General features: G+C 66.4%; 19 protein-coding genes. 15 read left to right on the forward strand and 4 right to left on the reverse strand.

Going from position 1 to position 21538, the window contains the following annotated elements:
• The first annotated feature begins 139 nt into the window (after positions 1-139).
• Positions 140-1252 (forward strand): Hint domain-containing protein, encoded by a 1113-nt coding sequence (locus tag KUH32_RS00610; RefSeq protein WP_217776138.1) that lies wholly within the window; start codon positions 140-142, stop codon positions 1250-1252.
• On the opposite strand, the gene KUH32_RS00615 is transcribed toward KUH32_RS00610, so the two are convergent.
• Both KUH32_RS00615 and KUH32_RS00620 read right to left on the reverse strand, forming a co-directional pair.
• The gene (locus KUH32_RS00615) at positions 1249-1707 is read right to left on the reverse strand and encodes an Lrp/AsnC family transcriptional regulator (protein ID WP_217776139.1); all 459 of its coding nucleotides are present in this window, start codon (positions 1705-1707) and stop codon (positions 1249-1251) included. The genes KUH32_RS00610 and KUH32_RS00615 overlap by 4 nt on opposite strands.
• Positions 1704-2159, reverse strand: a complete 456-nt coding sequence (locus KUH32_RS00620) for an Lrp/AsnC family transcriptional regulator (RefSeq protein WP_217776140.1) — start codon at positions 2157-2159, stop codon at positions 1704-1706. Before KUH32_RS00620 ends, KUH32_RS00615 begins: the two co-directional genes overlap by 4 nt.
• A gap of 133 nt (positions 2160-2292) precedes the next feature.
• On the opposite strand from KUH32_RS00620, the gene ilvC reads away from it, so the two are divergent.
• Both ilvC and KUH32_RS00630 read left to right on the forward strand, forming a co-directional pair.
• A complete protein-coding gene (gene ilvC / locus KUH32_RS00625; RefSeq protein WP_217776141.1) occupies positions 2293-3315 on the forward strand; it encodes a ketol-acid reductoisomerase in 1023 nt (340 codons plus the stop codon).
• Between the two features lie 292 nt (positions 3316-3607).
• Positions 3608-4522 carry a DMT family transporter gene (locus tag KUH32_RS00630; RefSeq protein WP_217776142.1) on the forward strand — a complete coding sequence of 305 codons (915 nt, stop codon included), beginning with the start codon at positions 3608-3610 and terminating at the stop codon, positions 4520-4522.
• Between the two features lie 166 nt (positions 4523-4688).
• Here the strand turns inward: KUH32_RS00630 and KUH32_RS00635 are convergent, their stop codons facing one another.
• Positions 4689-6446 carry a trypsin-like peptidase domain-containing protein gene (locus KUH32_RS00635; RefSeq protein WP_254898951.1) on the reverse strand — a complete coding sequence of 586 codons (1758 nt, stop codon included), beginning with the start codon at positions 6444-6446 and terminating at the stop codon, positions 4689-4691.
• Between the two features lie 156 nt (positions 6447-6602).
• Between KUH32_RS00635 and KUH32_RS00640 the strand changes: the two genes are divergently transcribed.
• The 12 genes from KUH32_RS00640 to KUH32_RS00695 all read left to right on the forward strand — a co-directional run bounded on the left by KUH32_RS00640 (position 6603) and on the right by KUH32_RS00695 (position 20875).
• Positions 6603-7532 carry a glycine--tRNA ligase subunit alpha gene (locus tag KUH32_RS00640; RefSeq protein WP_217776143.1) on the forward strand — a complete coding sequence of 310 codons (930 nt, stop codon included), beginning with the start codon at positions 6603-6605 and terminating at the stop codon, positions 7530-7532.
• Positions 7529-8056: a DUF6446 family protein gene (locus KUH32_RS00645; RefSeq protein WP_217776144.1), complete on the forward strand. Its 528-nt coding sequence runs from the start codon at positions 7529-7531 to the stop codon at positions 8054-8056. The genes KUH32_RS00640 and KUH32_RS00645 overlap by 4 nt, the downstream gene beginning before the upstream one ends.
• Entirely contained in the window at positions 8056-10281 is a 2226-nt protein-coding gene (gene glyS / locus KUH32_RS00650) for a glycine--tRNA ligase subunit beta (protein ID WP_217776145.1), read from the forward strand. The genes KUH32_RS00645 and glyS overlap by 1 nt, the downstream gene beginning before the upstream one ends.
• 89 nt (positions 10282-10370) lie before the next feature.
• Positions 10371-12929, forward strand: coding sequence for a putative PEP-binding protein (locus tag KUH32_RS00655; RefSeq protein ID WP_217776146.1), 2559 nt, complete (start codon positions 10371-10373; stop codon positions 12927-12929).
• A gap of 146 nt (positions 12930-13075) precedes the next feature.
• A complete protein-coding gene (locus KUH32_RS00660) occupies positions 13076-13747 on the forward strand; it encodes a cell wall hydrolase (protein ID WP_254898952.1) in 672 nt (223 codons plus the stop codon).
• A gap of 105 nt (positions 13748-13852) precedes the next feature.
• Positions 13853-14767: a dihydroneopterin aldolase gene (locus KUH32_RS00665; protein ID WP_217776147.1), complete on the forward strand. Its 915-nt coding sequence runs from the start codon at positions 13853-13855 to the stop codon at positions 14765-14767.
• 40 nt (positions 14768-14807) lie between these two features.
• The gene (gene folP / locus KUH32_RS00670) at positions 14808-15827 is read left to right on the forward strand and encodes a dihydropteroate synthase (protein WP_217776148.1); all 1020 of its coding nucleotides are present in this window, start codon (positions 14808-14810) and stop codon (positions 15825-15827) included.
• Positions 15817-17160 (forward strand): phosphoglucosamine mutase, encoded by a 1344-nt coding sequence (gene glmM, locus KUH32_RS00675; RefSeq protein ID WP_217776149.1) that lies wholly within the window; start codon positions 15817-15819, stop codon positions 17158-17160. Before folP ends, glmM begins: the two co-directional genes overlap by 11 nt.
• Before the next feature lie 106 nt (positions 17161-17266).
• Complete coding sequence (locus tag KUH32_RS00680; protein ID WP_217776150.1) at positions 17267-18070, forward strand: TatD family hydrolase; 804 nt, start codon at positions 17267-17269, stop codon at positions 18068-18070.
• Positions 18067-18864 (forward strand): MBL fold metallo-hydrolase, encoded by a 798-nt coding sequence (locus tag KUH32_RS00685; RefSeq protein WP_217776151.1) that lies wholly within the window; start codon positions 18067-18069, stop codon positions 18862-18864. Before KUH32_RS00680 ends, KUH32_RS00685 begins: the two co-directional genes overlap by 4 nt.
• Before the next feature lie 167 nt (positions 18865-19031).
• Positions 19032-19961, forward strand: a complete 930-nt coding sequence (locus KUH32_RS00690) for an AEC family transporter (protein ID WP_217776152.1) — start codon at positions 19032-19034, stop codon at positions 19959-19961.
• A complete protein-coding gene (locus KUH32_RS00695; protein ID WP_217776153.1) occupies positions 19958-20875 on the forward strand; it encodes a DMT family transporter in 918 nt (305 codons plus the stop codon). The genes KUH32_RS00690 and KUH32_RS00695 overlap by 4 nt, the downstream gene beginning before the upstream one ends.
• Here KUH32_RS00695 and KUH32_RS00700 read toward each other — a convergent pair.
• A complete protein-coding gene (locus KUH32_RS00700) occupies positions 20826-21512 on the reverse strand; it encodes a thiamine diphosphokinase (protein WP_217776154.1) in 687 nt (228 codons plus the stop codon). The two genes, KUH32_RS00695 and KUH32_RS00700, sit on opposite strands and share 50 nt — an antisense overlap.
• Positions 21513-21538: the final 26 nt, after the last annotated feature.

The raw sequence follows: 21538 nt of genomic DNA on the forward strand, positions 1-21538 counted from the left end.
CACGGTGCCGCGCCAGGGTTCCGATACGCGGCGCCCTGCCATATTTGCGCCACAATTTCGCCCCAAGACGGTCAAACAGGTTAAAAAAACGTCGAAAATCGACGGCAAACCGGCCGCAAGAGCCGGGGGCGAGGCAGTCATGGCGGATATCACCTTTGCGATGAATGCGTTCAGCATTCTGGGCGGCGCCCAGATGCGGGTGCGCCCCAATGGCGGCAACCAGAACGAAGGCGGCGTCGAGGTGCGCAGCGGGTCCTTCGTCTGGGAGACCGACGACATCGTCGTGTTCAACGTCTCAGGCGCCGGCGCCGATGGCGGGATCGATCAGAACTCCACGATCACCGGGATCACCGTCTACGACAACGCCACCGCCTATCTCAATGACCTGCCCAAGTTCACCTATACCGGCACCGGAACGATCCGTGGCAACAACGCGGGCGTCGGCGACAATTACCTGCGGCTGAACGTCAACGGGCTGACATCGTCGGATGCCGGCGCACCGGACCTGAACCAGCTGTTCCTGGTGGCGGGCCAGGATCTGAGCAGTATCGCCAATGGCGGCGGACCGACCTTCTTCGACCAGTTCAGCGACAACGACTACGACCAGAACGACACGATCGACGGCGGCACCGAACCGGCGGACGGCATCTTTCACGGCGGCGCGGGCGGGAACGACATCTATCTGGTGCTGTGTTTCGCCCGCGGCACCCTGATCGAAACGCCGCAGGGTCCGCGCTATATCGAAACGCTGGCCAAAGGCTATCTGGTCAACACGCTGGATGACGGACCGCAACCGATCCGCTGGATCGGCGCCACCACGATGGCCGGAACCGGCCCCAACGCGCCGGTGGTGATCCGCGCCGGAGCGCTTGGCAACCTGCGTGACCTGGTGGTGTCGCAGAACCACCGGATGCTGGTGCGCGGCGCCGAGGCGGAATTGCTGTTCGGCGAACCGGACGTGCTGGTCGCAGCCAAGCATCTGGTCAACGGCGACACGATCCGCATCGCACCCTGCGAGACGGTCGAGTATTTCCACCTGCTCTGCGAAGACCACCAGATCGTCTTTGCCGAATGCTGCCCGGCCGAAACGCTGTATCCCGGCGAACAGGCGCTGCGCTGCATCGACGACACCGCGCGCGACGAAATCACCCGGATCTTCCCCGAACTCACCCTGAGCGACACCACGATGCCGCTGTCGCGCTATGCCTTGCGCGGCTTCGAGGCGCGCGCGCTGCTCAACCGCGCGGCCTAGCCCAGCGGGCCCGGGCGGCGTTCCTCGGACAGCAGGACATTGGCATCGACATTGCCGACCCCCGGCAAGGTCATGATCCGCCGCCGCAGCACCCGTTCGAAATCCGAGATATCGCGGGCCACCACGCGCAGGCGGTAATCGTACATGCCCAGCAGGTGTTCGACGGTCTGCACCTCGGGGATGGCCGTCACCGCGCGTTCGAAATCCTGCAGGCTCAGCCGGCCCTTGGTGGCCAGCTTGACGCCAAGGAAAACCGTCACCCCGAAGCCAAGCGCGGCGGCGTCCACGTCCAGCCGTTCGGCGCGGAACACGCCGGCCTCGCGCATCCGCCGGATTCGCCGCCAGCAGGCGGGCTGGGACAGGCCCAGATCGCGGCCAAGCGCCCCGGCACTGGCAGTGGCGTCGCGCGCAAGGGCCCGGATCAGCGCGCGGTCGGTATCGTCCAGCGCGATCATATCGGCAGGCTTTCGTCGGCCTTGACCCGGGCGACATGCATCAGCGCCTCGATATCGGTCATGTGCGGCAGCGTCAGGATGTGGTCGCGGTAGAGCTGCTGGTAATGCGCCATGTCGCGGGCGATCACCGACAGGCGCACATCGACCTGGCCCAGGAAGGTCTGTATCTCCAGCACTTCGGGTACCCGGCGCGCCGCTTCGATGAAGGCATCGAAGGCGCGCGGCTGGGTCTTGTCCAGCGTGATGCGCAGGCTGACTTCGACGGCATAGCCAAGCGCCGGCCAGTGGATCACGCCGCGCACGCCGCGCAGGATGCCGTCGGCGCGCAACCGGTCGAGCCGCCGCGCCAGGGTCGACGCGGTGACGCCCGCGCGGTCGGCCAGGTCGGCGGCCGGCGCGCCGGGTTCGGCCTGCATCTGGCGCAGGATGCGCCGATCGGTATCGTCTAGCATGATTTCACCGAAAAACATCCAGATCACGAATAGTTCTTCTTCTCTTTCGCAAATACGCATGCAGAACGCAAACACGCATCCGACCAAACCCCCTAATGTGCCCGGCAATCCAAACGCCAAGAGGGAACCGAACATGCGCGTTTATTACGACCGCGATTGCGACATCAACCTGATCAAGGACAAGAAGGTGGCGATCCTGGGCTATGGCAGCCAGGGCCACGCCCACGCGCTGAACCTGCGTGACAGCGGCGCCAAGAACGTCGCCGTCGCCCTGCGCGAGGGCTCGCCCTCGGCCAAGAAGGCCGAAGGCGAAGGTCTGACCGTGATGGGCATCTCCGAGGCCGCCGCCTGGTGCGACGTCATGATGTTCACCATGCCCGACGAATTGCAGGCCGAGACCTGGCGCAAGCACGTCAAGGACCACATCAAGCCCGGCGCGGCCATCGCCTTCGCGCATGGCCTGAACGTGCATTTCGGCCTGATCGAGGCGCCCGACAATGTCGACGTCATCATGATGGCGCCCAAGGGTCCCGGCCACACGGTGCGCGGCGAATACGTCAAGGGCGGCGGCGTGCCCTGCCTGGTGGCGGTGCACAACGACGCGTCCGGCAAGGCGCTGGAAATCGGCCTGTCCTACTGCTCGGCCATCGGCGGCGGCCGTTCGGGCATCATCGAGACCAATTTCAAGGAAGAATGCGAGACCGACCTGTTCGGCGAGCAAGCGGTGCTGTGCGGCGGCCTGGTCGAACTGATCCGCATGGGTTTCGAGACGCTGGTCGAGGCGGGCTACGCCCCCGAGATGGCCTATTTCGAATGCCTGCACGAGGTGAAGCTGATCGTCGACCTGATCTACGAAGGCGGCATCGCCAACATGAACTACTCGATCTCGAACACCGCCGAATACGGCGAATATGTCAGTGGCCCGCGGGTGCTGCCCTATGACGAGACCAAGGCGCGGATGAAGGCGATCCTGACCGACATCCAGACCGGCAGGTTCGTGCGCGACTTCATGCAGGAAAACGCCGTCGGTCAGCCGTTCTTCAAGGGCACGCGCCGGATCAACGACGCCCACCAGATCGAGGAAGTCGGCGAAAAGCTGCGCGGCATGATGCCGTGGATCTCGGCCGGCAAGATGGTCGACAAGTCCAAGAACTGATCGCCGCTGGCGACAAGTACGGAGGCCGCGAATCGCGGCCTCCGGTCAGACCCGCTGCCGGGCAGCGCCGCCCGGACGACGATCGAGAGCGCTCGCGACCCTCAGAGATCGTCCTTCAGCTTGAACACGCACAGCGCCAGAAGCGCGAGCAGGATGATGATGGCCAGAAACGAATAGGTGGTCATTGCAAACTCCTTCTCCCTTGCACCGGGCCAGCATAGGCGTCAGACCGGCAGGCTCAATTCAACGTCGGCAGAATCGCATCATAGCGCAGCATCCGTGATGAAAAACCATGCAATCCGCACCTGACATCACGCCGCGCAGCTGGGCGATGGTGGCGACGCTGGGGCTGGTCTGGGGCGCGACGTTTCTTTTCATCGAACTGGCGCTGGAGGGAATCACGCCGTTCTGGCTGGCCGCCGGGCGCATCGTTTTCGCCACGGCCCTGACGCTCGTGGTCTGGCGGATGGCGGGTGGTCGGCTGTATCTGTCCGACGCGCGTGACCGGCGCGGGTTGCTGGTGGTGGGGGTGCTCAGCACCGCCCTGCCCTTCATGTTGCTGAGTTGGGGACAGCAATTCGTGACCTCGGCCTTCGCCGGCGTGTCGATGGCGTCGGTGGCGCTGATGGTGTTGCCGCTGGCGCATTTCCTGGTTCCCGGCGAACGGATGACGGTGCGGCGCACGCTGGGCTTCCTGATCGGGTTCGCCGGGGTCTGCGTGCTGATGGGCGGGCAGATGTTCAATTCGACCGGTGCCGCGCTGGAACCGTTCGGCCAGCTTGCCTGCCTGGGTGCGGCGGCCTGCTATGCCGTCAGCTCGATCACCATGCGCCGTCTGCCGCCGATCGACCCGATCGGGCTGGCCGCGGTGCCCCTGGTGATCGGCAGTGCGGTCGTGGTGCCGCTGGCTTTCGCGATGGAAGGCCCGCCGCCCCTGCCCGATGGCCGCACGCTGCTGATCCTCGCGGCGCTCGGCCTGCTGCCCACCGCGGCGGCGAACCTGCTGCGGGTTCTGGTGATCCGCAGCGCCGGGCCGGTCTTCATGAGCCTCACCAATTACCAGGTGCCGCTTTGGTCGGTGCTGCTTGGCGCGCTGGTGCTGGCAGAACCGGTGCGGTCGTCGCTGTTGCTGGCGCTGGCGCTGATCCTGTCGGGCGTCGCACTCAGCCAATGGGGTGCGTTGAAACGGCTGTTCGGAAAGACGTGACCTCCGAACGACCGCGGCTCCGCCCGTTCGCGCCTGAATCGTGAGGAGGGATCAGGGGATCGTCCAGTGGACGATCACCGCCGACGCAAGAGGAGCGTTTCCACGACGGCTGGGCTCCGCCCGTTCGCGCCTGAAACGCTCCGCAGGAGCGTTTCCACGACGGCGCTCACTCCCAGCAGCTGACGAGCACGGTGATCTCGGCGGCCTTCGTGGTCAGGTCTTCGGGCGGCAGCGACCGTCCGGCCTGAACCTCGGACGCGCGGATGCCGGCCTTGGCCAGCAGGGCCAGGATATCCGCACTGTCGGCGGCAAAGCTGACGCCTTCGGGCAATTGCCGGTTGGCCGCTGACCGGTCCGGCAGCAACATGCCCAGAACCGAGCCTTCGGTGTCCAGCACCGGCCCGCCGGCATCGCCCGGCAGACTGCTCAGCGCCAGACGCTTGAGCCCGGGTTCACCCTGCAGGCCGCGCAGGTCTTCCAGCGTTCCGAAGGTCAGGCTGGGCGCGCTGAGCACGCCGCCGAAGGAAAAGCCCGCCACGGCGACCTCGGATTGCAGCCGGGGCGAACCGGTGCGGAACGCCGCCACGGCCCGCGGCGCAAGACGCGTGACCGGGCGCAGCACCGCGACGCCCAGATCCGTATCCTGCGCGACGATCTGCGCATCATAGCTGTTGTTCAGGGTGATCTGCGAACACGCCCCCACCACATCAGTGCTGGCAAGGACCGCGCCACCGTCATCGACGAAGAAACCCGACCCGGTCAGCTTGGGCTTGCGCACCTTCAACCCCGAAACCAGGTCGATCTGTTGCCCGTCATCGCTGACCTCGGCGGGATCGAGCACGCCGTCGGTCACGGTCAGGCTGGCCTGCATCCGTTCCAGCACCCGGGTGCGGCGTTCCTCGTCGCCTGCGGGCCAGACCAGCGTGAAACCCTTGATCGCGCCGTTGCGCACCGAGGCTTCGGTGTGGCTGACGATGCGGGCATTGGCGCCGGTCAGCACGAAACTGTCGCGGCGCCGCTGGCGTTCACCATCGACGGGGACGATTTCCAGCGTCTGCATGATCTCGTAGAGGCCGCCCAGCGTCTGGTTGTCGCCGGGCTGGCTGATCAGCAGCACTCGGGCGCCGGGCACCGCGTCGCCCAGGGGCTTGAACAGGGCGAACGGCGCCTCGTAGCGGTCGAAACTCACCACGCCAAGCGGCAATTCCACCGTAATCCCGATGCGCGGGTCGGCATATTGCGCCATGCCCATACCGTCGAGCGGGGCATAGTACTGTTGCAGCAGCGCGGCACGCTGGCGCGTCGTCAGAACGCCGGTGACGTCGACACCGTTCTCGCGCTGCCATCCAGCCATCGCGTTGCGGGTTCCGCGACCGAACGCGCCGTCGATCGCCGCATTGTAGAAGCCCGCCCATCGCAGGGCGATCTGCAACTCTTCGCGTTCCGCAGCGTTCAGGTCGCGCTCTGACGCCAGCGCCTCGCGTTGGGTTTCCTCACGCTCGTCTTGCGCGACGGGCGCGGGCTGGGCGGCCGTGACGGTCGGCGTCTCGGGCACCGGATCGGGGCGCGCGGCGGTCACCGGCTGGCGCGGCTGGGCGCCGATCGGCCAGAACTGCTGACCGTATTGCGCCCCGGACTCGACATAGGAATCGCTGGGAATGCGGCGCGCCGCGCGCAGTCGGCGCAATTCTTCGTCGGCGTCATCGCGGCTGGCAAAGGGCCCGAGCGCCACGCCGTACCAGCCGCCACCCAGAGCGAAGCCGTTCACATCGCTGAAATCCGAGGTGTAGTCGCGCACGCTTTGTTGCGCGGCGGTCAGGCTGGTCCGTGCTTCGACCTGGATGTAGAAGAATTCCTGCTGGGCAAAAACCGATTGCGTGGTCATCCAGACCATAACGAAAACTGCGAAAAGTGTGCGCATCATACCTGTATCGTGCCGTCTCGGTTGGGCTGTTCTCGAATGCTCCGGGCAGTCATAGCAAAAACACCGCCGCATGCACGTCAAATAATGCGGCGCGCTTACATTGACCCCGTTGGCCGGCCCGCCTAATCAGTCGGCACGTGCCACGGGAAAGCCGATATGACCGATACCCAGACCAAGCCGAGGTCCTTCCAGGACATCATCCTGCGCCTGCAGAGTTATTGGGCTGCCAAGGGTTGTGCGATCCTTCAGCCCTACGACATGGAAGTCGGCGCCGGCACCTTCCATCCGGCCACCACCTTGCGCGCGCTCGGCTCGAACCCCTGGGCGGCGGCCTATGTGCAGCCCTCGCGTCGTCCGACAGACGGGCGCTATGGCGAAAACCCGAACCGGTTGCAGCACTATTACCAATACCAGGTCATCATCAAACCCAGCCCGCCGGATTTGCAGGACCTGTATCTGGGTTCGCTCAAAGCCATCGGCATCGACATGGGACTGCACGACATCCGTTTCGTCGAAGACGATTGGGAAAGCCCGACGCTGGGCGCCTGGGGCTTGGGTTGGGAGGTCTGGTGCGACGGCATGGAAGTCAGCCAGTTCACCTATTTCCAGCAGGTCGGCGGGCATGATTGCCAGCCGGTTTCGGGCGAACTGACCTATGGGCTGGAAAGACTGGCGATGTATGTGCTGGGCATCGACCACGTCATGGACATGCCCTTCAACGATCCCGACAGTCCGCAGCCGCTGCGTTACGGCGACGTGTTCCGCCAGACCGAAGAGGAATACAGCCGCTGGAATTTCGACGTGGCCGACACCGAGGTGCTGCTGCGCCATTTCGAAGAGGCCGAAGCCGAATGCGCCCGGATCCTCGGGCAGGACGACCGCGATCCCAAGACGGGTCGGCGCATCGTCATGGCGCACCCTGCCTATGACCAATGCATCAAGGCGTCGCACATCTTCAACCTGCTGGATGCCCGCGGGGTCATCTCGGTCACCGAACGACAGGCCTATATCGGCCGCGTCCGCGCACTGGCCAAGATGTGCGCCGATGCCTTCGTGCAGACCAAGGCCGGGGGTGCAGCGGCGTGACAGGCAAGGTTTTGGCGCTGGTGGTGCTGCTGTGCGCGGTGCTGGCCGGGATCGGCGTATACTACACGCAGGTCTATGCCTATTACATCGAGGTCGAACCGAGCGGCGTCGATGACGTGCAGCTGACGCCCAAGGGCAGCGACGTACCGGAAACCGTTCTGTACGGCGATTTCCGCGCCATCGAGAAAAAGAGTTCGCCCATCGGTTACCGCGCCTGTTTCACCACCGACACGCCCTTGGCGCAGTTCACGGACCGCTACGAGGAATATGTCGGCAGCAGCCCGCGCGTCGCACCCGGCTGGTTCGACTGTTTCGACGCCGAGGAGATCGGCACGATGATCGCCAACGGGCAGGCGCGCGTGTTCACCGGGCAACGCAACCTGTTTTACGGCATCGACCGGGTGGTCGCGATCACCGAGAACGGCCGCGGCTTCATCTGGCACGAGGTCAATGAGTGCGGCGCCAAGACCTATGACGGCAGCCCGAAGGGTGAGGATTGCCCGCCCCGAGACGGAGAGACGTGATGGCCGATCTGCTGATCGAACTGTTTTCCGAGGAAATCCCGGCCCGGATGCAGCCGCGCGCGGCCGAGGACCTGCGCAAGCTGATGACCGACGGGCTGGTCGAGGCGGGGCTGACCTATGCCGGGGCGGCGGCCTATTCGACACCGCGTCGGCTGGCGCTGACCGTGCAGGGGCTGAGCGCCAAGTCGCCGACGCTGCGCGAAGAACGCCGCGGCCCGAAGGTGGGCGCGCCGGACAAGGCGATCGAGGGGTTCCTGCGCGGCGCGGGCGTGACCCGTGACGCCCTGGAAGAGCGCGAAGACAAGAAGGGCACGTTCTACTACGCCACCGTGGTCACGCCCGGCCGGGACGCCGACGAGATCGTCGCGGAAGTTCTGGAAAGGACCGTTCGCGCCTTTCCCTGGCCGAAATCCATGCGTTGGGGAACGAGCAGCCTGCGATGGGTGCGGCCCTTGCACCGGATCGTCTGCCTGCTGAGCGACGAGGCCGGCGACCGCGTGGTTCCTCTCACCATCGACGGAATCGTCGCAGGACAGACCACCGAAGGCCACCGTTTCATGGGCAACGGTCCCTTCCAGGTGACCAGTTTCGAGGATTACGAGGCCCGGCTGAAACGCGCACGCGTGATCCTGTCCGCCGAAGAGCGCGCCGAGACGATCTGGCACGACGCCACCAACCGCGCCTTTGCCATGGGGCTCGAGGTGGTCGAGGATCGCGGCCTGCTGACCGAAGTCGCCGGGCTGGTGGAATGGCCGGTGGTTCTGATGGGCGAAATCGGGGCCGAGTTCCTGGGCCTGCCGCCAGAGGTGTTGCGGACCTCGATGAAGGAACATCAGAAGTTCTTTTCGGTGCGCAACCCGGGATCGGGCCGGATCGAACGGTTCATCACCGTGGCCAATATCGAAACCGCCGATGACGGGGCGACGATCCTTGCCGGCAACAACAAGGTTCTGGCGGCGCGCCTGTCGGATGCCAAGTTCTTCTGGGAAAACGACCTGCGCGTGGCCAAGGAACAGGGCCTGTCCGCCTGGACCGACCGGCTGGCCAACGTCACCTTTCACAACAAGCTGGGCAGCCAGCGCGACCGCATCGCGCGCATCGCCGCGCTGGCCCGCGACATCGCGCCCGCCGTGGGTGCCGACGCCGGGCTGGCCGAACAGGCGGCCCTTGTGGCCAAGGCCGACCTGAGTTCGGAAATGGTCTATGAATTCCCAGAATTGCAGGGGCTCATGGGGCGCTACTATGCCCAGGCCGCCGGTTTGCCCGCCGAAGTCGCCGCGGCTTGCGAAAACCACTATGCGCCGCTGGGCCCTTCGGACGACGTGCCCGATGCGCCGGTCTCGGTGACCGTGGCGCTGGCCGACAAGCTGGACACGCTGACCGGCTTTTGGGCGATCGACGAAAAGCCCACCGGTTCCAAGGACCCGTTTGCATTGCGGCGCGCCGCGCTCGGCGTGATCCGGCTGGTGTTGGAGAACGGGTTGCGGCTGCCGTTGGACCGGATCATCGACGCGCAATTGCTGCGGCACAAGATCGACACCAACGGTGACGCCGCCGAAGAAGCCCTGCGCGACAAGCTGCTGAGCGAAATCGCCCGCCACGGCGTGTTCGGGGCTGCCGTTCATGCGGTGATCGACACGGCCGAGGGCGACGCTCCCGACTGGATCGAGGCGGTCAGGCAGCACAAGCCCGACCTGTCCGACGACCTGCTGGGCTTTGTCCACGACCGGCTCAAGGTCTTTCTGCGCGACCAGGGCATCCGCCACGACGTGATCGACGCCTGCCTGGCGATGCCCGGCAAGGACGACCTGACGCTGCTGGTGGCGCGGGCGCGGGCGTTGAATACCGTTCTGGCCACCGAGGATGGCGAAAACCTGGTGCAGGGTTTCCGTCGGGCCAACAACATCCTGACCCAGGCCGAAGAAAAGGACGGGGTCGAATATTCCTTCGGTGCCGATCCGAAATTCGCCACGGCGGACGAGGAAAAGGCGCTGTTCGCCGCGCTCGACGCCGCCGACGCCGCCATCGCGCCCGCCATGCAGGCCGAAGACTTTCCCGCCGCCATGGCGGCGATGGCCGATTTGCGGGCGCCCATCGATGCCTTTTTCGAGGCGGTGCAGGTCAACGACGAAAACGACATCGTCCGGCGCAACCGATTGAATCTGCTGGCCCGGATCCGCCAGACATGTCTGCAGGCGGCCGACCTGACACGGATCGAGGGATGACGTCGCTGCAACGCTGACAACCGCGCTGTAAAGGCACCTTGTCAGATGCGTGCGAGGGCGTATTCTGCGTTGCGACGAAAGGCGCTGCAGTGCAGAAAGATGTGTTCGACCAGCCCGCGGTGACGCTGATCACCCCGACCGCCCCGGTGACCACACCGACGCATGGCGGCCGGGCGAAATGTCTGCAGCGGCTAGTGCGGTTGTCCCTGCCGGTGCCGCGCACCATCGCGTTGTCCTTCGACACGGTGCACGGCATCGCCGGCGGCAAGATGCCGGATATCGCGGCGATCTGCGCGCAATTCGCATCGGGTTCGTTGCTTTGCGTGCGGCCGTCTTCGGAAGATCCGGACTGGGGCGGCCCGGGTGCGATTCTGAATATCGGCATGAACGACGCGGCCTATGTCGAACTTTCCGACCGCATCGGGGCGGAAGCGGCCGCTGGGCTTTATACCCGTTTTGTCCAATCCTATGCCGTGCACGTCGCGCGGCTGGATCCCGATGTCTTCGACGATATCGATTTCATCGGCCAGGAATCCCTGTCCGAGGCCCTTCGCGCCTACGAGGACGAGGCCGAGGAACCCTTTCCGCAAGATCGCGAGACACAGCTGGCCGAGGTGCTGCGCTACATGGCCCGCGCCTGGGAAGGCACGACGGCACGGTTGCTGCGCCAGGCCAAGGGGGCGCCGGTCGATGCCGGTCTGGGCCTCGTCGTGCAGGAAATGGCGCTTGGACTGGGCCAGGGCGAATGCGGTTCGGGCGTGTTGCAGCTGGTCGATTCCGACACCGGTCTGCCCCAGATCACCGGGCGCTACCTGAGCCAGAGCCAGGGCCGCGAGGCGTTGGAAAGCGGCGCCGCGGCGTTGTTCCTGGAACGCGACCCACGCGGCCCATCGCTCGAGGAACTGGCCCCAAAGGCGTTCGAAACGCTCAAGACCCAGGCCGCGCTGATGCGCGAGCGGCTGCGCGAAGAGATGCAGATCGAGTTCACCATCGAGAATGACAAGGTCCATATTCTGGACGGCGTGCGCGTGGCGCGCAGTCCGCGCGCGGCCTTGCGTATCGCGGTCCGGCTGGCCGAGGACGGTGTCATCAGCCGCCGCGAGGCGGTGATGCGGATCGATCCCGGTGCGTTGCCCGAATTGCTGCACCGCCAGGTGGCCCCCGAGGCGGATCGCGACGTCATCGGGCGAGGCGTTGCGGCCTCGCCGGGGGCGGCCACCGGCCGGATCGTGTTTTCCTCGGCCGACGCCCAGGCCAGCGCGGCGCGACGCGAGCCCTGCATCCTGGTACGCCGCGAAACCAGCCCCGAGGACATCCGTGGCATGCATGCCGCCGTTGCGGTTCTCACGGAACGCGGCGGCATCACCAGCCACGCGGCGGTGATCGGGCGCGGCTTGGGTCTGCCCTGCGTCGTCGGCGCGGCGCGGATGAAGTTTCACCTGCGCGACCGGCAATTGATCTCGGAAAGCGGCCGGATCTTCCGCGACGGCGATACGATCACGATCGACGGCACCACCGGAACCGTTCTGGCAGGCGCGCCGGCGATGATCGAGGCCGCACTGGACGACGCTTTCCAGACCTTCATGTCCTGGGCCGATGCCGAACGCGACATCGCCATCCGCGCCAATGCCGACACCCCGGCCGACGCACAGACCGCGCGCAATTTCATGGCCGAAGGGATCGGGCTGTGCCGGACCGAGCACATGTTCTTCGAGGCCGACCGCCTGACGCCGATGCGCGAGATGATCTTTGCCGACACGCCCGAGGACCGGCAATCGGCGCTGGCACTGATCCTGCCCATGCAGCGCGCCGATTTCACCGAATTGTTCCGCATCATGGAGGGGCTGCCGGTCTGCATCCGGCTGTTCGACCCGCCGCTGCACGAGTTTCTGCCCACCGATCGCGCCGGGCTGCGAGACCTGGCCGAAGCGCTGGACCTGCCGGTGTCGGACGTCACCCGGCGCGTCGACAGCATGGGCGAATACAACCCCATGCTGGGCATGCGCGGCGTGCGGCTGGGCATCGCCGTGCCCGAAATCTACGACATGCAGGCCCGCGCCATCTTCGAGGCGACGCTGGATGCCTCGGCCGCGGGCGACCCGGTCGTGCCCGAAATCATGTTGCCGCTGGTATCGGCCAAGCGCGAGGTCGAACTGGTGCGCACCCGGATCGACGCCGTGGCCGCCGAGGTGCGCAACGAACGCGGCGCGGATTTCGACTACCGCCTGGGGGTCATGGTCGAAACGCCCCGCGCCTGCCTGCGCGCCGACGAAATCGCCCAACACGCGCATTTCCTGTCGTTCGGCACCAACGACCTGACACAGATGACCTATGGCCTGTCGCGCGACGATGCCGGGCGGTTCATGTCGGATTACGTCCAGCAGGGCGTTTTTCCCGAAGACCCGTTCCATCGGCTCGATGCGGATGGCGTCGGCGAACTGCTGGCGCTCGGGGTTGCGCGCGGCCGGCAGGGTCATGCAGCAATTACCCTGTCGATTTGCGGTGAACATGGCGGCGACCCCGAATCGATTGCCTTCTGCCGCGGGGTGGGTATGGACTATGTCAGTTGTTCGCCGTTCCGCGTACCGGTGGCCAGACTGGCTGCGGCACATCTTGCGATCCGGGAAAAAATACTTGTAGATCAATGACCTGACGCCGCCATGCGCTGATTTCCGCCATAGCGGCGGGTGGTCGCAGGGTCGAAAACTTTACCAAAATCGCGGTTTTCGGTATCCCGCCTGCTGTTGAGGCGCCCTGGAAAACGGGCCGCCGCCCACAATTCGCGGTTACACCGATGTTTGTCACAGCCCGAACGGCCCTGCGCCGCGCCACCTCCGGCATGCTGATACTTGCCTTTTCTGTTGGCCTTGCCACGACCCCCGCACAAGCGGAGCGCGCAACGGCAGCACAGCTGATCTCGCTGGAACAGAAAGCGTTGGGCTCGGCACGACAGGCGCATCTCAAGCGCCTGCTGACCCCGGTCGCACAACCGGCCCGCCCGGGTGCCGTGCGCTACAGCATGGATTGGCTGGCGCAGCAGCCGCGCGCACAAGGCGGTCAAGAATGGCGCTGCCTGTCCGAAGCCCTGTATTTCGAAGCCCGCGGCGAAACCGTCAAGGGCCAGTTCGCGGTGGCCGAGGTGATCCTGAACCGCGTCGAAAGCGACCGCTTTCCCAACTCGGTCTGCGGCGTCATCAACCAGGGCACCGGCAAGAAATATGCCTGCCAGTTCACCTATACCTGCGATGGCCGGCCGGAAAACATCGGCGAGCCGCGCGCTTGGGACCGCGTCGGCAAGATCGCCAGCGCCATGCTCAGCGGTCGGGCACCCCGTGATCTGACCCAGGGTGCCACGCATTATCACACCACTGCCGTCCGGCCGAACTGGTCGCAGGTCTATACCCGGACCGCGTCGATCGGGGATCACCTGTTCTATCGCCACACCTGGCGCACCAGCAGCCGCTGAAACGGCGGCACGGTCGCATTTCCGCCGCGACAGGCCGGTCCCGGGTTGGCGACGCCTGACGACGCCGCTAGGGTGCCGGCAAACGCGCCGACAGGAGGCCAGTCGATGGCCAGCGAGATCCGCCTAGCCTTTTCCCACCCCGACGAGCGGTCGATTGCGACCGCCAGCGGCGATCCGCGAGACCGGATTTCGCTGCGCGATCATATCGTCGAGGTCGAGATCGGCGCATTTCAGGCCGAACGCGGCACCACGCAGCGGGTGCGATTCAATGTCGTGGTCGAGGTGCGGCCCTTCAGCTCGCCTCTGGATGACGATGTCGACCGGATCCTGTCCTATGACCGGGTGACCGAAGCCATCGCGATCGAACTCGATGCCGAGCGTGTCAACCTCCTGGAAACGCTCGCCGAGCGGATCGCCGAGCGCATCCTGCTGGAACCGCAGGCGATGCGGGCCTTCGTGCGGATCGAAAAACTCGACCGCGGGCCGGGGGCGCTTGGCGTGGAAATCGTGCGCTCGCGCCGCGACCTGGGGCCGCGGATCGGCGAAGCCGCGCAGGAACGCCCGCATCCGCGGGTGGTCTACCTGTCCAACACGGCCATCGCCCGCGACGACATCGCCGCGCGGATCGACGCGATGGCCGCCGACGGCGCGCCGTTGATCCTGTGCGTTGCCGCCCCCGAAGATGCCGCGCCGACCGCCATCCATCCCCTGGCGCAGCGCCGCATCGACCTTCTGGCCATCGAGCAGAACGGCTGGGTGCTGGCCGCCCGCGCGCCGCAATGCAAGGTGGTGGCGACACGAACCGAACTGGATTGGGCGATGAGGAACGGCCAGATCTGTATCTGGGCGCCGTCCAAGATCGTTCTGGACGCCACCCACGGCCCGCAAGGCCGGCCGCGCGATACGCTGGCCTTGGCCAACTGGTTTGCCGGGCACATGGAGGCGCGAGAGCTTGTGGTCATGGACGGGCCGATACCCAGCGGCGGTTCCGTGCCGGTGCGCCCCTGGACAGCCAGCTAACGCGCTTGCGCCGGCGCAAGGCTTGCGGCACTGACGGCGCATGTCCGTGTATTTCCGACCTCTCGTGAGTTTCGATCCCGTGATGCCCCGGGGTGCCATTCGCCTGGCCGGCGGACCCGGCTGGTTCACGCACGCGGTCCGTCTGGTTCGGGGTGTCGCGCCGCAAACCGTCCGGACCAGCGACATCCCCACCGAGATCGCCGAGCGCCTGAGCGCCCCGCGTCCGGCCATCGCCGGCCTGTCGATGGAGCGCCCGCGGATCATGGGCATCCTCAACGTCACCCCCGACAGCTTTTCCGATGGCGGACTGGACAGCGGGCCCGAACAAGCGGCGCGGCGCGGCGCGGCGATGGTGGCCGCAGGCGCCGACCTGGTCGATATCGGCGGCGAAAGCACCCGGCCGGGCGCCGCCACGGTGCCGGAAGCCGACGAAATCGCCCGGGTTGCACCGGTCATCGCTGCGCTGGCGCCGCGCATCGCCGCGCCGATCTCGATCGACACCCGCAAGGCCGAGGTGGCACGGGCCGCCGTTGCGGCCGGCGCCACCCTGGTCAATGACGTCTCGGGTTTCACCTACGACCCGGCACTCGCCCCCTTCTGCCGCGAGACCGCCTTGCCGGTCTGCGTGATGCATGCGCAGGGCGACCCGCAAACGATGCAATCCGACCCGCGCTATGACGATGTGCTGCTGGATGTCTACGACTTCCTCGACGGCCGCATCGCCGCGCTGACCGCGATCGGCCTGCCGCGCGACCGCATCGTCATCGACCCGGGCATCGGCTTCGGCAAGACGCTGGCGCACAACCTGTCCCTGCTGAACGGGCTGGCGCTGTTTCACGGCCTGGGCTGCCCGATCCTGCTGGGTGCCTCACGAAAAGGTTTCATCGGTCGGCTGTCCGGTGCCGACCCGGCCAGTGCGCGGATGCCCGGATCGGTTGCGGTGGCGCTGGCGGCTGTGGCACAGGGGGTGCAGATCCTTCGGGTGCACGACGTGGCCGAGACACGGCAGGCCCTGACCCTGTGGCAGGCCGTCCAAAGCGGAGAAGCAGATGGAACGTAAACTCTTCGGCACCGACGGCGTGCGCGGCACCGCCAACACCTTTCCGATGACGGCCGAGATGGCGTTGATGATCGGCGCGGCCGTGGGCCGCTATTTCCGCAACGAACATGGCGGTGTGCATCGGGTGGTCATCGGCAAGGACACCCGCCTGTCGGGCTACATGTTCGAGAACGCGCTGACCGCGGGCCTGACCAGCACGGGGATGAACGTGCTGCTGCTGGGCCCCGTGCCGACGCCCGCAGTGGGTCTGCTGACGCCGTCGATGCGCGCCGACCTGGGCATCATGATCTCGGCCAGCCACAACCCGGCGCAGGACAACGGCATCAAGTTCTTCGGCCCCGACGGCTTCAAGCTGTCCGATGCGGTCGAGGCCGAGATCGAGGCGCTGGTCGAAGCCGGCGTCGCGTCCGCCAGCCCGGTCAATATCGGTCGGGCCAAACGCATCGACGATGGCCGCTTCCGCTATCAGGAACGGGTGAAAAGCAGCTTTCCTGCGGGCATGCGGCTGGACGGGATGAAGGTCGTGGTGGATTGCGCCAATGGTGCGGCCTACCGAACCGCGCCCGAAGTCCTGTGGGAACTGGGTGCCGACGTGGTGCCGGTGGGCGTGGCACCGAACGGGCTCAACATCAACCAGGATTGCGGATCGACCAAGCCGCGCACCGCGGCCGAAGCGGTGGTGGCCCATGGTGCCGATGTGGCTCTGTGCCTCGATGGAGACGCCGACCGGATCATCCTGATCGACGAAACCGGCCGGGTCGCCGATGGCGACCAGATCATGGCGCTGATGGCTGCCCGCTGGGCCGAGGAAGACCGCCTGCACGGTGGCACGCTGGTGGCCACGGTGATGTCCAATCTCGGCCTGGAACGCTTTCTGCAGGGTCGCGGGCTGCGGCTCGAGCGCACCGGGGTCGGCGACCGCTACGTGGTCGAGGCGATGCGCCGGGGCGGCTGGAACCTGGGCGGCGAGCAGTCCGGTCACATCGTGATGACCGACTACGCCACCACCGGCGACGGGCTGATGGCCGGGCTGCAATTCCTGGCGGAAATGGTGCGCACCGGCAAACGCGCCTCGGAACTGGCGCGCAATTTCGATCCGGTCCCGCAGCTATTGAAGAATGTCCGCTACGGCGACGGCAAGGCGCCGCTGGACAGCGCACCGGTGCAGACGGCCATCGCCGAAGTCGAACAGGCGCTGAACGGCAAGGGCCGCTTGCTGATCCGGAAATCCGGAACCGAACCGCTGATCCGGGTGATGGCGGAATGCGAGGACGAGACGCTTCTGGCGCAATCGGTCGACCGCATCGTCGCCGAGGTCGAAGCCGCGGTCTGATCTTCTTCTCTTTTGCAAATACGCGGTCCCGACCCCGCAACCGGCACCCGCGCCGGGCGGCTTGACCCTGCCCGCCCCTTCCCCGATACCGGGCGCAGAGGACGCCATGACGACAGCCCGGATCACCGACAGCCATTGCCACCTGGATTTTCCCGATTTCGACGCCGAGCGCGCCGAAATCGTGGACCGCGCCGTGGCGGCGGGCGTGCACCGGATGGTGACGATCTGCACGCGGCTGCGCCTGGAACCGCAGGTCCGCGCCATCGCCGAGGCGCATGCCCCGGTCTTCTACGCCGCCGGCACCCACCCGATGAGCGCCGCCGACGAACCGATGGCGACCGTCGAAGACCTGGTCGCGCTGGCCGCGCACCCGAAATTCGTGGGCATCGGCGAAAGCGGTCTCGATTACCACTATACCGCCGACAGCGCCGAGCGGCAGCGCCAGAGCCTGCGCGTGCATATCGAGGCCGCCCAGGAAACCGGCCTGCCCCTGATTATCCACGCTCGGGCAGCCGATGAAGACATGGCCACGATCCTGACCGAAGGCCACCGGCACCGGCCCTATGCCTGCGTCATGCATTGTTTTTCCTCGGGCGCGGGGCTGGCCCGCGCCGCGCTCGACCTGGGCTTCTACCTGTCGATGTCCGGCATCGCGGCCTTTCCGAAAAGCCGGGAATTGCGCGACATCTTCGCGGCTGCGCCGCTTGATCGCATCCTGGTGGAAACCGACAGCCCCTATCTGGCGCCGCCGCCCTATCGCGGCAAACGCAACGAACCGGCCTATTCGGTCCACACGGCGCAAGTGGGTGCCGACCTCTTCGGCCTCGACCTCGCCGAATTCGCGGCCGCGACCGAAGCGAATTTCGACCGCCTGTTCGCCAAGGCCGCAGCCTGGAAGCCCGCTGCATGAGCGAACGCCGCTTCACCATCCTCGGCTGCGGGTCCTCGGGCGGCGTGCCGCGGCTGGGCGGGGAATGGGGCGCTTGCGACCCGGCCAATCCCAAGAACCTCCGCCGCCGCTGTTCGATGCTGGTGGAACAGGACGGCCCCGGCGGCACCACCCGGGTTCTGGTCGACACCTCGCCCGATCTGCGCGCACAATTGCTCGAAACCGGCACGGGCGAACTGGACGCGGTGATCTGGACCCATGCCCATGCCGACCACACGCATGGGCTGGACGATCTGCGCATGATCGTCTTCAACATGCGCAGGCGCCTGCAGGTCTGGGCCGATGGCGATACGCAGAACGATCTGTTCGCGCGATTCGGTTATGCCTTCGTGCAACCCGCCGACAGCCCTTACCCACCGATCCTCGAGATGAACACGATCGCCGGCCCGGTCACGATCGACGGTGCCGGCGGGGCGATCCGTTTCGATCCGTTCAAGGTAGGTCATGGAAGCATCGATGCGCTCGGCTTCCGCATCGGCGACCTGGCTTATCTGCCGGATGTCGCCACCATTCCCGAGGACGTCTGGCCAAAGCTGCAGGGGCTTGATTGCTGGGTACTGGACGCGCTGCGCCGTACCCCGCATCCGACCCATGCCCATCTCGCCCTGGCGCTGGAATGGATCGCCCGCGCCGCACCGCGCCGCGCGGTGCTGACCAACATGCATGTCGATCTCGATTACGCCGAGGTGCTGTCCGAGACGCCCGACAACGTGGAACCCGCCTATGACGGCATGGTCATCCGCTATGCGCTGTAACCGGACAAAGCGCGCCGATCCGCTTCATCTGGCCGAAAATATCCCCGCCGGAGGCTCCCACGCCGACCGCCGGCGCCCGGTCGGGACAAGCGACCTGACCCGGAACCGGCGCGCCCCCGCGACGCGCGCAGCGCGGCGCAATACCTCTCGACAGCCGATCGCCTGACATGCAGGCGCTGCTCGACGTCATCCTTCCGGTCTTTCTGGTCATCGGTGCCGGGTATCTGGCGGTCTGGCGCGGTGTGCTGGGCGACGGCACGGTCGACGGGCTGATGGCCTATACCCAGAACATCGCCATTCCGGCCCTTCTGTTTCGCGCGATCTGGACGCTGGACCTGGGCGAAGGGTTCGACCCGGCTGTCCTGCTCAGTTTCTATACCGGATCGGCCAGCGGGTTCACGGCGGGCCTGCTTGCCGGCCGCTACCTGTTCGGCCGCGACTGGGAAGACGCGGTGGCCATCGGTTTCTGCTGCCTCTTCGCCAATTCGGTGATGATCGGCCTTGCGGTCACCGAACGGGCCTATGGTACCCAAGCCCTGACGACCAACTTCGCCATCGTCGCCCTGCACGCGCCATTCTGCTACGGCATCGGCATCACCGCGATGGAGATCGCCCGCGCCCGCGGCGCCCCGGCCCGCGCCCTGCCCGGCAAGGTGCTGCGGGCGATGTTTCGCAATGCGCTGGTCATCGGAATCGGGCTGGGCGCGCTCTTCAACATCGCCGGCATCGGCCTGCCGGGCCCGGCGACCGATGCGCTGAACATGGTAATCCAGACCGCCCTGCCGGCGGCCTTGTTCGGCATGGGCGGGGTGCTCTACCGCTATCGCCCCGAAGGCGACTTCCGCATCATCGCCTTCATCTGTGCCGTCTCGCTGGTGTTGCACCCGACCATCACATGGACGTTGGGCTCGGCTTTGGACCTGTCGACCGAAGCCTTCCGCTCGGCAGTTCTGACCGCAGCCATGGCGCCGGGCATCAACTCTTATGTCTTCGCCAACATGTATGGACGCGCTCGGCGGGTCGCGGCGTCTTCGGTGCTGTTCGCGACGGCGCTTTCGGTGATGACCGTGTGGCTCTGGCTGGCCGCCTTGCCATGACCGAACGATACGACAACCCGCCGCTGGGCATCGCCCTGATGCTGGGGTTCTGCATCGTCGCGCCGCTGGCCGACGCCTTGGCCAAGCTGCTGGGCCCGCATGTGTCGATCGGCCAGCTGGTGTTCCTGCGCTTCGCGGTGCAGGCGGTCGTGCTGGTGCCGCTGACCCTGGCCACGGGCCGGCCCTGGCGGATGCGGGGCCGCGTTCTGGCCCTGACCGCGATCCGCACCGGGTTGCATGTCGCCGGCATCGCGCTGATGTTCACGGGACTGCTTTTCTTGCCGCTGGCCGATGCCGTGGCCATCGCCTTCGTCATGCCTTTCATCATGCTCTTGCTGGGCCATGTCGTGCTTGGTGAAGAGGTGGGCTGGCGCCGGCTGTCGGCCTGCGCCGTGGGGTTCGCCGGCACGCTGCTGGTGCTGCAGCCGGCCTTTGCCGAAGTGGGCTGGCCGGCGCTGCTTCCGCTCGGTGTGGCGCTGGTCTTTGCATTGTTCATGCTGGTGACCCGCCAGATCGCCGGGATCACCGATCCGGTTGGGATGCAGGCCGTGTCGGCGCTGATGGCCCTTCCGGTCTGCGGCGCGGCGATCGTGTTGGCGCCGGACAACCTGGATCGCGCACTCGGCTGGGCGGCCCCGACCGGGCCGACCTGGATCCTGTTGATCGCCATGGGCCTGCTGGGGACCGCGGGCCACCTGTTGATGACCTGGTCGCTGCGCTATGCGCCCGCCTCGACCCTGGCACCGATGCAATATCTGGAAATCCCGGTCGCCACGATCTTCGGCTATCTGATCTTCGCCGATCTGCCGGGGCCGCTGGCCAGCCTCGGGATCGGCATCATCCTGGCTGCGGGTCTCTGGATCGTCAGGCGCGAGCGGGCCATGTTGCGGGCGCGGTCAAAAGAGCCGTTCTAAATACCGGTTCGGCCGCGATGGGCAGGATCACGATCATCCCCGGCTTTTCGAATTCCAGGGACACCGGACCCGTCACCGCGTTCGACGTTCCGATCACCCCATCGGGATGAAAGGTCAGCCCGTCGATCGGCCAGCGCAAACCCGCGCTGCGCCCGGCAACCTGGGCCAGCGGAAAAAGTGACAGGCGGCTGTTCTGCGGAAGGTCCAACCGGAGGCGCGGCGGTGCAAGGGCCACGACGTCCTGGGCTCCGACCAGCAGGCAGCGCCGATCGGGGCGGCGCACCAGCACCGACATCGCCGCCAACTGGTGATCCAGCCGCCGCCCCAGAAAACCATGCGCCACCACCAACGGCGCGACGATGTTGCGCAGGCATTTGTCGAAATCGGTGCTGTCCTGCTCGGCGATGCGGTGGATGGCCGGGCCCGGTATCGCCGCGCGCGCTTCGGCGGACAGCGAATCCAGGTCGCCGATCACCGCGTCCGGTACGTGGCCGCATTGCAGGATCGCATCGGCTCCGCCGTCCGCGGCGATGACCGGCGAGAACGCGGAAAGTGCCGAAATCAGGGCGTTCGGGTGGGTTTCCCCGCCTCCGACCAGAAGAACGGGGCTTTCGCTGTGAACAATGGGATCTTTCATGCGTGATTAATGCCGATTTGAGAAAC

The sequence above is a fragment of the Thalassococcus arenae genome, from assembly GCF_019104745.1.
In the GTDB taxonomy this organism is placed as follows: Bacteria; Pseudomonadota; Alphaproteobacteria; order Rhodobacterales; family Rhodobacteraceae; genus Thalassococcus_B; species Thalassococcus_B arenae.

Excerpts from the sequence above, each read along its gene's own strand:
- KUH32_RS00690 (WP_217776152.1), top strand. The coding sequence starts at position 19,032 with ATGCAGGCGCTGCTCGACGTCATCCTTCCGGTCTTTCTGGTCATCGGT.
- KUH32_RS00610 (WP_217776138.1), top strand. The coding sequence starts at position 140 with ATGGCGGATATCACCTTTGCGATGAATGCGTTCAGCATTCTGGGCGGC.
- KUH32_RS00665 (WP_217776147.1), top strand. The coding sequence starts at position 13,853 with ATGGCCAGCGAGATCCGCCTAGCCTTTTCCCACCCCGACGAGCGGTCG.
- KUH32_RS00620 (WP_217776140.1), bottom strand. The coding sequence starts at position 2,159 with ATGCTAGACGATACCGATCGGCGCATCCTGCGCCAGATGCAGGCCGAA.
- KUH32_RS00700 (WP_217776154.1), bottom strand. The coding sequence starts at position 21,512 with ATGAAAGATCCCATTGTTCACAGCGAAAGCCCCGTTCTTCTGGTCGGA.
- glyS (WP_217776145.1), top strand. The coding sequence starts at position 8,056 with ATGGCCGATCTGCTGATCGAACTGTTTTCCGAGGAAATCCCGGCCCGG.
- KUH32_RS00660 (WP_254898952.1), top strand. The coding sequence starts at position 13,076 with ATGTTTGTCACAGCCCGAACGGCCCTGCGCCGCGCCACCTCCGGCATG.
- ilvC (WP_217776141.1), top strand. The coding sequence starts at position 2,293 with ATGCGCGTTTATTACGACCGCGATTGCGACATCAACCTGATCAAGGAC.
- folP (WP_217776148.1), top strand. The coding sequence starts at position 14,808 with ATGTCCGTGTATTTCCGACCTCTCGTGAGTTTCGATCCCGTGATGCCC.
- KUH32_RS00685 (WP_217776151.1), top strand. The coding sequence starts at position 18,067 with ATGAGCGAACGCCGCTTCACCATCCTCGGCTGCGGGTCCTCGGGCGGC.
- KUH32_RS00635 (WP_254898951.1), bottom strand. The coding sequence starts at position 6,446 with ATGATGCGCACACTTTTCGCAGTTTTCGTTATGGTCTGGATGACCACG.
- KUH32_RS00695 (WP_217776153.1), top strand. The coding sequence starts at position 19,958 with ATGACCGAACGATACGACAACCCGCCGCTGGGCATCGCCCTGATGCTG.
- KUH32_RS00680 (WP_217776150.1), top strand. The coding sequence starts at position 17,267 with ATGACGACAGCCCGGATCACCGACAGCCATTGCCACCTGGATTTTCCC.
- glmM (WP_217776149.1), top strand. The coding sequence starts at position 15,817 with ATGGAACGTAAACTCTTCGGCACCGACGGCGTGCGCGGCACCGCCAAC.
- KUH32_RS00630 (WP_217776142.1), top strand. The coding sequence starts at position 3,608 with ATGCAATCCGCACCTGACATCACGCCGCGCAGCTGGGCGATGGTGGCG.
- KUH32_RS00615 (WP_217776139.1), bottom strand. The coding sequence starts at position 1,707 with ATGATCGCGCTGGACGATACCGACCGCGCGCTGATCCGGGCCCTTGCG.
- KUH32_RS00640 (WP_217776143.1), top strand. The coding sequence starts at position 6,603 with ATGACCGATACCCAGACCAAGCCGAGGTCCTTCCAGGACATCATCCTG.